Source organism: Candidatus Acidiferrales bacterium, assembly GCA_035515795.1.
GTDB lineage: Bacteria > Bacteroidota > Ignavibacteria > Kryptoniales > JAKASW01 > JAKASW01.
In genome coordinates this window covers 206420-218380 of the sequence record DATJAY010000005.1, presented here as the reverse complement: position 1 = coordinate 218380, position 11961 = coordinate 206420, and the positions used below count along the sequence as shown (strand labels likewise).

The following is an 11961-nucleotide window of genomic DNA, read 5'->3' as shown; positions in this document are numbered from 1 at the left end:
CATTATATATAAAATCAAATCGACTCTGCCAGCCGGGGCTGCTTACGTGTCCAGCTCTCAGCTTCACACCTGAGAGAACAGTCAGTGCCGCCAGAAAACTTCTGTTGGCGTTGATGTTTCCCACCAACAAATCGTACTTTTTAGCTCTAATTTTCCTCGCTGTCCTGAGTATCTTCACCGGGCCGCCGTTTCTCGGGTGTACCATGTAATCATCGAACAGGTGCTCGTTCTCAGCGATGAAATTGACTCCCGTCCTACCATCATGGAGAAGAGTGAATCGAGCTTCAGGATAAAGCAGCCTCAGAGCCCTTATTGTTGGAGTGAAAAGGATGAAATTCCCGAGACCAAAATAGCCATACACAAGGACTTTACGGATGCCGACATTCTTTCTCGCAAATGTCCCTCTCCCAAATAATTTCAGCATCATCCATAGAAGAAAACGGTAACAATTGATGATATTTCTTTCAAAAAATTTTATCACGTGTTGACCTGCTCCTCAACTGCCAGCGTTAGACTGAATGGTCAACGGGACTAACTTCGACATTCATCATTTGTAACGGGTTTTGTAAACACCCCCGTAGCAACTCCCTTAACGAGCAAACGGAGACGCCTCAAAGAAAACTCTTTAAAGAAAAGTGCGAGAATCTCATAGCCATATACCTTTATAACACCCCTGAGCCTGTTATGTTTCTTATGGAGTCTGTAAGTGTACATTACATTCCTCGCCGCATAAAAAATCCGATCGCCCTTCGTATAGTTCGGAACTGTAATTTTCAGGCCGGCAAATCTAAGGTCAAAATGGGGAGCGTCGGGATGATACAGTTTCGCGGTTCTGATGTAGTAACCTTTGAAATCGTGATCACGCGCTCTCTTGCAATATTCCGTATCGTCAAAGGAAATAAAAAAGCCCTTAAGTGGAAAGCCAATTTCCGCTACGATCCTTCTTGGCATCAATAGCCCGTTAAAAGCAAACGTGAGAGATTCGACCCGGTGTCCGACTTCAGCATACACTTTCTTAAGTGCAGTGAGGGGGACCCCATCGCGCGTAAATCTAATAGGACCACCATACTCACGGGGAGAAAGATTCTCTAGTAATTCTGCAAGACATGTTTCTTGCGGAAGACAATCGTCATCCATTATCCAAAGCCGATCAAAACCCATGTTATAAGCTCGTTTGACGCCTTCGTAGAATCCGCCAGAACTTCCGGCATTAGTGGATAGCCGGACATAGTGAAGTGCTACGTCCTTCCCTCCATTTGCAAGGGCGCGGACGGTTCGGTTCACTCCAGGCTCCTGCCCGCCATCAGTCGGAACATTTTCAAGAAACCCAAGATCTTTCAACATCTCTGGAGTTCTGTCGATAGAAGCATTATCAATAATAACTATCCCCTGAACTGGTCTATTCTGAGCAAGAATGCCCTCTAAGCATTCCTTCAAAAGCAGTTTGCGGTTGTACGTAACTACAACAGCGGCAATAGTTTCAGACTTTGATTCCACAAATCTCCTTTTCAAAGACGGCAAGGGCACGCGCCACGATCTGGTCCATGTTGTAATACTTGTAATCCGCCAGCCTTCCGACAAAATAGACAGTCCCGTTAAGCCTTCCCGCCCCATCAATATACTTATTATAAAGCTCCGCATTTTCTTCGCGTGGGATTGGGTAATAAGGCTCGTTAAGCCCGTTCAGGTGAGCCTGCGGATACTCAAATGCTACAGAGGTTAGATGCGACTCTTGCCCTGTCAGGTGTTTAAACTCTGTCGTTCTTGTATAGTCATTCTCGTTAGGGTAATTGACCTGCGCAACCTCCTGGTAATACTCCGCTTGAAACGTCTTCATCTCGAATCTCAAGCTTCTGTATGGCAGTTCGCCATGGACGTAATCAAAGAAGTAATCTATCGGCCCTGTGTATATCATCCGGTCGAATTTCAAATCCTCGATGACCGACTTATAGTCCGTGTTCAGGAGGACATGGATGCGGTGATCGTCGATCATTCTCCTGAACATGCTCGTGTACCCTTTGAGCGGCATTCCCTGGTAGACATCCTGGAAATACCTGTCGTCTCTCCCGACCAGAACCGGAACACGCGCGGTAACGGACGGATCGAGCTCTTCCGGTTTCAGCCCCCACTGCTTTGTCGTATATCCATAAAATATTTTTTCATAAACATAATCTGCAAGCTGGCACAGCTCCCCGGAAGCTGCTTCTCTCATCCGGAGTATCGGGATCTTCTTGTCATATCCGAAGTTTTCCAGGAGAAGCCGTTCGAGCTCTTCGGCACGCTTGGGTGGAAAGAGCATGTAAAGGGAGTTGAGATTGAATGGAACGGGTACCTTCAATCCGTCGACAGCCGCAAGAACTTTGTGCTCGTACGGCCGCCACTCTGTAAATTTGCTCAGGTAGTCCCAGACTTTTTTCGAGTTAGTGTGAAAGATATGAGGCCCATATTTATGGACAAGTATCCCGTGCTCATCATAATAATCGTAGGCATTTCCGGCAATATGGTCGCGACGCTCAACTACGAGCACATTCTTGCCAAGCTGGCTCGCCAGCCGCTCCGCAAGCACGCAGCCGCTATAACCTGCTCCCACAATTAGGTAATCGAACATGTCACAGTCTCTGAAAAAGTGGCTCCGTTTATTATTTCTGATTTGGAATTTTTAAAATGCCGACCCTACCATCATATCCGACCTGAACAAACCCCTGCTCAGTTAATTTCTCAAAAATTGACTTCACTTCGGCCCAAGTTGATGTCACATCGTCCATGACGATAAGCCCCTCTGGCTTCAGAAGGTGAATACAACCAGTTATTTCACGACTCAGATATGAACCATCGTGGTTACCATCAATAGTCAAAAAGTCAAACTTTCCTGTCATCCCGAGTTTTTTCAATGCTTCCAATTGTCTTGTGCAGCTTACTTCTTTATGATAGTTCTTCAACGGGTCATAATGCGTTCCATAAAGAGAGCCGTCATTGCTTACGTTTTTCTCGAGCGAGTATCCAGTAAGTATCACACTGTTCCCCTCAAGGCCGAAGTAAGCAAGTAGAGCAACCACTTTGCCCAATGGATTGATGATTCCCCTATGGGGTATGTTTGGATCTATGGAGACCATGATTGAGTCTTTGTGTAAAGCAACGACTAACTTTGTAAAGTATGCCAAAGAAACCCCAACGAAATTGCCGATGTGAAGCCCGTTTATGGGATTCCCCTGTGGCAACCTCGATAGCAAAGATGCGACATAAGAGAGGGACTCCTTTGGCATACTTCCGTAGAGTACTTGCGATTTCTCACAGCCCAAGCTCACCAAATAGTCAATGGCACCATCGTAGTCGAAGTCGACAGCCTTTTTCCCTTCTTCCAGACGGCTAGCTGATTTGAGACGCTCTATTCGAAGAGATAACTCCCTCTTGCCCTTAATAAGTTTTATGGTTCTAACTGCGCTGTGTGGAATAAACCACCCCGCCGCAAATTTTAGAAGCTTCATGTCTTTCGTTACTCCATCTTATGAAACAACTGTACGAATAGCTGTAAACTGGTTCATGAATTTGCGAAATGCAAACAATCCAATAGTTATGATGCCCACCAAAAGAATTGTTGAAATAAGTAAACTCGGTAACACAACAGTTACACATAGCACCAATGAGTACAGTACTGCCGCACGGAGGGCCCAGAAGCCAGAACTCGCCACGATCCTCCGAGCGTATATGTAGAGCATGGTGAATACCACTACTTCAGCGGCGATGGTCGCTGCTGCTGCCCCAAACATCCCGTACTGCGGAATCAGGAGAAAATTAAGTAAGGTATTCGTAAGTGCTCCCAGAGAGACTGCAATTAGATGCCGCTTTTGCCTGCCCGTGGCATAGAGTAGTGGCGCAGTAACTGTCTCATTATAAACAAAGCTCATAGTGAAAATCAGTACCCTCAAAACATTACTTGACAATCCGAAATGCGATCCAAACGCTAACCTAATAACCAGACCCGATAGATCGAAAACACCTATTGTCACCACGGCGCTGACCAGAAGCATCATATCCATAGATGTCTCTACCATCAATCTAAGCTTTTCGCGATTGCTTTCCCATAACCTTGAAAGGGTGGGGAAAATTGATTGGTTCACCGCTGATTGAAATAGAGCAACCAAATATATTATCTTGTATGCGGCCGTATAGAGACCGACCTCTTCTTTTGATCTCATAAACCCCAACATCACCGTATCCATGTTATAGTAAACAGAGATCATGAGAGCCGACAAACCAACCGGCCAGGATTGAAGCAGCAAGTGCTTTAGTGCCTTGAAATCAATTAGAATTCGGACGCGCCCAATGCGTTTCAAATAATAGCGGAATAGCCAGGCGGTATTGAGAAAGTTGGAAAAAACCGGGATGCCAGCAGCGATCCAGACATCAGCCAGATTGTGAACGAGTAGAAATACCCCGATAAGAGTCAGGACAGAGGAACCAAAAACCCGAGTAGCCACAAAGCCCATTTTTTCAACCCCTATGAAGACAAAATCAAGGTTAAAAGGAATAGTGAAGACACTGAGTCCTGAAATGAACAGGACCACCTTGACTAGAATTGGTTCCTTTAGCAAAGCCACAACTACACAGTAAACAGTGAATCCCAAACCGCAAGTCATCGAACGATAGGAAATCACCGAACCGACTACCGATTCCATGTTTGACCGATCCTTCGCTATTTCCCGGCTTCCCACAGTTTGGGTCCCGAAATCAACCATGATGCTGAAGTAGCCAACAAAGGCAGCCGCGAACCCTAGCATGCCAAGCCCTGCTGTTGAAATCACGCGGGCAAGGTACATCATGGTGAATACGCTTACTCCCCTTGTGGCGATCTGCGCCCATGATAGTGAGAAGATATTTAGGAAGATCCGTCGAACAGTAGACAAAATTGAAAGTTGCTCGCTTCTAGTGACCATTTATATCGATGACAATTGCCAGGGCAATGTTTTGTGCCAATGCTTATGCATCTCCAAGGAGAGTTTAAGGGGAAACACTAGGCTCGTGACTACCAGTCCAATCGTAAGGGGCACAATGGAACAATGAAAGACTCTTCTTGTATGTACAGAAAAGAAAACTCCTGTTGTTGCAATAACCTCTACAACAAAAATGAGTATAGCGGTCAGCCAGAGTTTCTTGATCAACATTAGAAGCTGCTAAAAGCAGGAATTAGTTCAACGCGGATTTTATTTCAATGATGAAGAGTGACAAAACTTTTTCACGATGCTGTAGTTGGAAGTGCCGGGGAATGGCGTGTTGAACACAAAGGCAATACCTGCATCCTGGGTGGCCGTCGTCAACGCATCCAGAAGGTAAGATGGAGTTGCTTTCCTTCCCGACCACGAAGAATGCGGGGTGAAGTAAATACAGGGGATCACGAGCGCTTTCGGAAACGCATTCCAGAAATCGTTAATATCAATCGGGAGAGTAGTTGCTGAGATGCCGTAAGTCGAATCCAACTGCGCGTTATCCTGGTATCCCCAGAGGACCGCTTCCACGTACGGGCTGTATGCAGCGACGTTGAACTTCTTCAAGTTCTCATGATAGACGACTACACCGAAAGCGAGACCATGGTTCTCCTGCTTCAGTGCTGCGAAGATATCTTTCGTGTAGGCCGGCGTAAAAAAGTTCAGATTGTGGTCGAAGTCGTCTATCATCCAGAGCGTGAGATTAGGATGGCTCTTGGAGATTGCGCCAATTTCCTTTGCCCATCTCACATAATCGAGTCCGAATGGCGGATATAACTGGGATCCATTGGGCTCATTTGGAAAAGTCGGAGCTTCAGTCGGCGGGTCCAAATACGCCCATACCTCAATTCCAGCTTTTGCCGCGAGATCGCAAAACTCCGGGAGCGAATCCAATTCCTGCCTCGGATGGTGGTCAATTTGATATGCGAAGCAGTTAACCCCTAAGTCGGTGAGCCTTGAGATCATTTCTTTCAAGTCGGGTCTTCCACTCTCATCGTATTTCATCCCGGCGGTGGCCGCAACTAATCTTTTCCCGGAAGGAAAAATACTCTTGTTTTGCAGGAGCTTGCTCACATTCAGGGCATTTTGTCGGCGCATGGAGTTCAAATCGGAAATCTGTCTTAGGGCAACCGTTCTTGAGAGATTGCCAACCTTCAAGCTCAGATTACCGTCCCCGTCCGGGTGTATCTGCAGTATCTTGAGACTGTCCCCCTGATTCAACGCCACCTGGGTCGCAAGAAGATTTTCTCCCGCAGTCCCGGTACAGTCTACCGGAATAGTGATGCTCGTTTCCGGCGGCACATTTGAGGTCAATTGAACATCGATCAGCGCGTTGCTGTCATAGTAGAGAATACCGTCATAATAAAAGCTCCCTTTCTGACGCAAACCAAAGGAGATGTTAAAGGGGAGCCGGATCCCCGGCGGGAGCATGAGACTTCTCACCGCGGTTTCTTTCGGTGTTTCTTGTGCCACCTGGATATCGTCCATGAAATACTGGCCTGAGCTATTCAAAACCCCGAAGAAAATAGAACCGATTCTTTCTTTAAATGCCAAATCGTTGATTGGTAAAACGGCAGTCACGGGGCTATTGGCCGGAACTGAAAACTCGTAGCTCCGGGTCTCCTCACGCCTCGATGTCCCCGGTTTGCTCATCGAATTCAGTTGTACCGTGACGCGCACCTCCGAGCTAAGATCGTAAGGCAGTGCGACCATTCTAATGACGAGAGAACTGAATCCGGACCAGTCCGACAATGCCGGATAGACATAGAACCCTGGCGGATGCTCCGGGTCAATGTTCGAATTGGTCACGTCGAGTTCTGCGGCCTGTTTGCCGGAGATTACAAAATATGTCGAAGTCAATTGCAGCTGACAACTCCTTTGGGTGTATACTCTGAACCCCGATGTGTTCGGCGCTTCAAAATCTTCAACCGTCTTTGCAACTAACAGAGTTTGGGCATAAAGATCTGGGAGGCATGTCAGAACAGAGCAGCAATAGATAAACATCACCGTGAAATATTTCAGATGAGACTCCATAACACTTCGACATTCACAAGATTGGCAGCGATTTCCGCTGAAAAAGATATTGCGCCTGGTGCGTTCGCCGCCCTCCTCCAGTTCATAATAGATCCATGTTCTGCATTTATCCACGGCAATCTCGGCGCGAAGACAAGCGACCCAGAAAGGAGAAGATTCCCGAATTCTTTCTTAGGAAAAGGTGTCATTTGCTTTTCTGCCGATCACTCAGGCGAGTTTCGACATTGCATTATGAATTCATCTCTCGGATAGTTAGAATCGGTTCGCGTCAGACTAAGGGATTTCTTAATCGAAGATGTCCGTCTATCGTCTTTTCCAGTCCTTGGCGGAAACCGATCTTCGGTTCATAGCACAATACTTTTTCGATCAAAGTAATATCTGCAAGGGAATTTCTTACATCTCCCGCACGCGGAGGCTGGTAGATCGGAGTCAAGTTCTTGCCAATAATCGAGTTGAGTTCTTTCACTAATTGGTTCAGCGTCGTTCTAGCAGAGCATCCAACATTCAAAACGGGACCCGGCCTGCAGTCGATGGTACCCGCTAGGATATTGGCATCCACGACATTCCTGACGTAGACGAAATCCCGGCTCTGTTCGCCATCTCCATAGATTGTCGGATTTCTATCCGAAAGCAGCGCGGATATGAATCTTGAAATCACTCCGGAGTATTCGGAAGAGGGGTCCTGCCTTTCTCCGAAGACATTGAAATAACGAAGACACACGGTGTGCAGTCCAAACAAGCTCGAAAATACTTTGCAGTAATATTCTCCCGTGAGCTTCGAGACAGCATAGGGGGACTCCGGAGACGGCATCATCGTTTCTCTTTTAGGAACATCCGGGTTGTTGCCATACACCGAAGCCGACGAAGCATAAACAACTCTTTTCACGCTGGCGTCACGAGATGCCTGCAGGATGTTTACTGTTCCATCCACGTTGACCGCATTGGTGGTTACCGGGTCGTCCACCGACTTCACAACCGAGGATATCGCCGCTTGGTGCAATACCACATCAATTCCTTCTGCGGCTTCTCGCACAACTTGATAATCCCGAACATCTCCCTCAATTAACTCGACTTTGTCCAATGAATACGCCAGGTTCTCTTTCCTGCCAGTCGAAAAGTTGTCTAACACGCGGACTTTATTCCCTTTTTCAAGAAGTTTGTCCACGATATGTGATCCGATAAATCCGGCTCCACCCGTTACGAGATAGTTCACAGATAACATTTCCTAATCATTCCAGATCTCACTTCACCATGATGCTCTATTTGATTAATAACGGCAAGCAAATAACAAAGATCGACAACCTCTGTCTACAGCTTCGCTATCTCAGTCACATGACGGCTGATGTGCGATCGCGAGCGGCAAAATAGTAAATGAGATAATCTCAGACAGATTCGTTCCAAAGGAATCCCTTGTGGAAAAAACGCTCTACTACTGCCCGCAGTTTCTCTTTTACTTCCGGATCGTCGAAGATCCAGGTTGCCCCGTATTTGGGGTTTTCCGGTTAAGGTTTCTCGGTAGCCTTTGTCGATTAGCTTTGCTCACTTCTCCCATTTGTCCCGACTTGTCGAGGTTCTCCGCAGGAATCTCCGAAAGGGATCCCTCGGATCTTCGTGATCTTTGGGACGGGAACGGTTTGAACGAGGAAACCGGGATTGTAACAGATAACACTTTCTCAATGCCGTCGATTTTTATCAGGAAGCACTTCCGGTTTTTTACTTCGATAATCTTTCCGGTCATTCCCGAAAGAGGACCCCCAATTATTGCGCCGTCCGTTCCGACATAATCGGAATCCAACACCTCAACTGTGTCGGGATAGGAATCGACGATCTTTCTGATACCGTCGATCTGCCACTGTGGTACGATACTCGGCTTCCCATTTGAGGAAACGAACTTCACAAACCCGTTTAAAAGGTACACTCGGTTTTTCTCGTCGGAGGTTATGTCTTTCCCCGAGGGATCTATTCGGACAAATACGTAGCAGCTAAAGAGGGGAACCTCGATCCATTTTTTCCGGTCGCTCCATGTGTGCAGTTCCTTCTTCATAGGGAGGAACGACTCAATTCCCATCTTGAGCATTTCAGAATGGATTTTCTTCTCATGCCGCGCGTGCACGTACATGACATGCCAGCACTTTGCACTGCCGGGCTTCTCCATATGTGCTTCCTCCGCACAGGATCCTGAAAGAAGTTCCGAACCGTTTTTCAATGATACTGCTCTATCTCTTTTTTCAGTTCTACGCGGACGCTCTACGCTTTGCCCTTGCCCTCTTCGGAGTGACCGTAATAATGATAGTAGCGATAGTATCGATAATATGCGCCGTAGGCCTTGGTCACATCGAATTCGTTGAGAACAAAACCAATCACATCAGCCTTGACCTGCCTCAATGTCGAATAAGCTTTCTCCAGCACGTCGACTTCTGTCTTATTTGCAAGTGTTACGAAAACGGCTGCATCGGTGAGCTTGGAGAGAATCACGCCATCTGTAACAGCAACGATAGGTGGAGAATCAAAAACCACCACATCGAAACTCGCCTTGAATATCTCCAGGGTGGCTTTCATCGTATCGGAGCCGAGCACTTCTGCCGGATTCGGAGGAAGGGAGCCTGTAGGAAGTAAAAATAGATTTTCTACAAATGTTTTTCTCACCGCGGTGTTGAGATCGATTTCACCTTTCATATACTCGATCAAACCCGGTTTCCGGTCACAATTGAACACTCTGTGCTGTACAGGCCTCCGGAGATCACCGTCGACAAGAAGCGTTTTCAAACCGGCCTTCGCCATAGTGACTGCCAAGTTTGCGACTGTAGTGGATTTCCCTTCCTTGGGAAGCGCGCTGGCGACAAGAAGTGTCTTGATCGGTTTATCGATTCGAGAATACTGAATCGCCGTTCTGAGCGACCTGTAAGATTCCGATATTGGATCTGACGGCTTGTGGTGCGTAATCAAACGCAGCTGCACCATCTGGCCATCCTTCATCACCTTCCGCTCTCTTTCATCCTCTTTGCCGATAGTGGCTCCCGACATGATGGGTATCGACCCCAACACATTCAGACCTTTCTTTTCAAGATCCTCAGGCGACTTAATGCTCCTATCCAAATAATCGAGCACAAATACCAGACCTATTCCGAGAGCCAATCCAAGCAGCAGGCCCAAAGTAAGATTCAAGGGGATCTTTGGACTTACCGGTTTCTGTGGCGGTACCGCGGGATCAACTATTTGTACATAACCAAACTGAGATTGCTCCGCAATCTGCGCCTGCTGATAACTGTCCTGTACCATCAAGAACAATTTCTCTTTGCTTTTTTCTGCGCGATCCAACTTTGCGAGTCCGATGTATTGCTTCGGCAGTTTCGAAAATTCTCCCTCGTATTTTCCGACGATGTTATCAAGCTCTCTTCTTTGCGCTTGAATGCTACTCAGTTGGATCTCCTCCTGCAGTATTTGAAGCTTCAATTGCTTGTAATACCCTGTCGGGTCATAATTGCCGGAAGACGATCCCTGCGACGTCTGGGGCGAACCCGCGGCAAACGCTTGCCTCTCTAAGAACTTAGTTGTCTTGTCTTTGAGTTTTCGTTGCAGCTCCGCTATCTGCGAATCTGCCTGCGCAACGATCTGGTTATAGACGTCCTTGTTCCCAACCACCGGGTTCTGCGCCATCGCTACATCGCGGTTCACCTGCAGCTTTGCTATCTGCTCCTGCAGAAGAGAGATATACGGATCGATTGCATCCGAAACATTAGCAGACAGCGAAGGTTCGATTCTTGCGAGCTGGTCTCTGTACGACTGCAGAACTTGCTGGTGGGATTTTTCCTCGATTACCACATCGTCGCGCTGCGCCTCGAACGTGCTCATCGCCTCGATCAGCTGCTTCGATTCGTCGTCGAGGGAAACTATCCCTTGAGACTGCATATAGCTTTGCAGGTTGTTCTCGGAAACGTCGAGATCCTTTCTCGTATCAGTAAGCTGGCTTTCAAGAAATTGTCTTACGTTCGTTGCCATGTTGCGGCTCGAGCTAAGATTCAAACCATAATATTCTTGTGTATATACATCCGCGATATGAGCAGCCTCTTCGGGAGAGTGACTTCTTACGGCAATGCTTATTATGTCCGAGTTGCGGTCGTTCGTAAACGACACCGCTTTCTCCAACGACGCCTTCACCAAATCGATCAGGCTGAAATTTGCCGGATTCTTTCTCAACCTTTCTTCCGACCTGGTGATGATCTCCATGGTATCCGGTCCACCTCTGGTCGTGATAACCGGAGAACTCAAAAGTCGGTGTGCAACGTTTGTTCTGAGAAGATTAGTTTGGAGAATATCCATTTCGTTGGTGATTCTTCTTTCATCGGACTCGAAAGGTTGGAGAATATCGCCCATGCCTTCCAGTATGCCGTTAGATCCTGTCTTGCTCTTCTGAATCAGGACCTGAGACGTTGCCTCGTAAGTCGGACGTTGAAGAAATGTATAGAGAGCCGTCAAGGTAAGTATAAAAAGGAAGACGATGATAACGATATTTTTGCGGCGATATACCTTCTCAATTATATCCTGAAAGGTGATCTCCTCCTGCTGGCCGCGAATTAACAAACTACTGCCGGAGAACGATCCGTTCCCATTAATTCCTTTGCCATTACCGAAGCCATTGGTATCGGAACTCAAAAACCTTCTCCTTCTTGTTTAAAACTTGCAGAAAAATTTAGCTCATCATTAATAGCTTGTCAAGTGAAATGAAGCACAAGCAGTGAGAACTCGTTGTGCGAAACTAATGATTTTGCTAAATGTCTGTATTGGTTAAAGAACACAACAAACCGTGCATATCAAAGGTTCAAGAAACTATCCCGGTCTACCCTCTTTGCACTCCCACTATTCACAAAGAAATCCTCGTCTTATTCGCTTCTTCATACCTTCGAGCGGCGTCTCACAACCATCTGGAGAACGATTTCATCAATGT

9 protein-coding genes are annotated in these 11961 nt (G+C 46.9%); all 9 read right to left on the bottom strand.

The window, feature by feature from the left end; all coding sequences use genetic code 11:
• The coding region (locus tag VLX91_04725; protein ID HUI29500.1) for a hypothetical protein at positions 1–481 on the bottom strand (481 nt) is incomplete at its 3' end.
• A gap of 50 nt (positions 482–531) precedes the next feature.
• Positions 532–1497, bottom strand: a complete 966-nt coding sequence (locus VLX91_04720; protein HUI29499.1) for a glycosyltransferase family 2 protein — start codon at positions 1495–1497, stop codon at positions 532–534.
• On the bottom strand, positions 1481–2608 hold the full coding sequence (gene glf, locus VLX91_04715) for a UDP-galactopyranose mutase (protein ID HUI29498.1): 1128 nt from the start codon (positions 2606–2608) through the stop codon (positions 1481–1483). The genes VLX91_04720 and glf overlap by 17 nt, the downstream gene beginning before the upstream one ends.
• A gap of 31 nt (positions 2609–2639) precedes the next feature.
• Entirely contained in the window at positions 2640–3485 is an 846-nt protein-coding gene (locus VLX91_04710) for a class I SAM-dependent methyltransferase (protein HUI29497.1), read from the bottom strand.
• A gap of 18 nt (positions 3486–3503) precedes the next feature.
• Positions 3504–4934 (bottom strand): flippase, encoded by a 1431-nt coding sequence (locus VLX91_04705; protein ID HUI29496.1) that lies wholly within the window; start codon positions 4932–4934, stop codon positions 3504–3506.
• A 267-nt stretch (positions 4935–5201) separates the two neighbouring features.
• Positions 5202–7016, bottom strand: coding sequence for a hypothetical protein (locus VLX91_04700; protein ID HUI29495.1), 1815 nt, complete (start codon positions 7014–7016; stop codon positions 5202–5204).
• Between the two features lie 268 nt (positions 7017–7284).
• The gene (locus VLX91_04695; GenBank protein ID HUI29494.1) at positions 7285–8229 is read right to left on the bottom strand and encodes an SDR family oxidoreductase; all 945 of its coding nucleotides are present in this window, start codon (positions 8227–8229) and stop codon (positions 7285–7287) included.
• 237 nt (positions 8230–8466) lie between these two features.
• Positions 8467–9171 carry a UpxY family transcription antiterminator gene (locus VLX91_04690; protein ID HUI29493.1) on the bottom strand — a complete coding sequence of 235 codons (705 nt, stop codon included), beginning with the start codon at positions 9169–9171 and terminating at the stop codon, positions 8467–8469.
• Positions 9172–9263: 92 nt separating this feature from the next.
• Positions 9264–11669 carry a polysaccharide biosynthesis tyrosine autokinase gene (locus tag VLX91_04685; protein ID HUI29492.1) on the bottom strand — a complete coding sequence of 802 codons (2406 nt, stop codon included), beginning with the start codon at positions 11667–11669 and terminating at the stop codon, positions 9264–9266.
• Positions 11670–11961 lie beyond the last annotated feature (292 nt).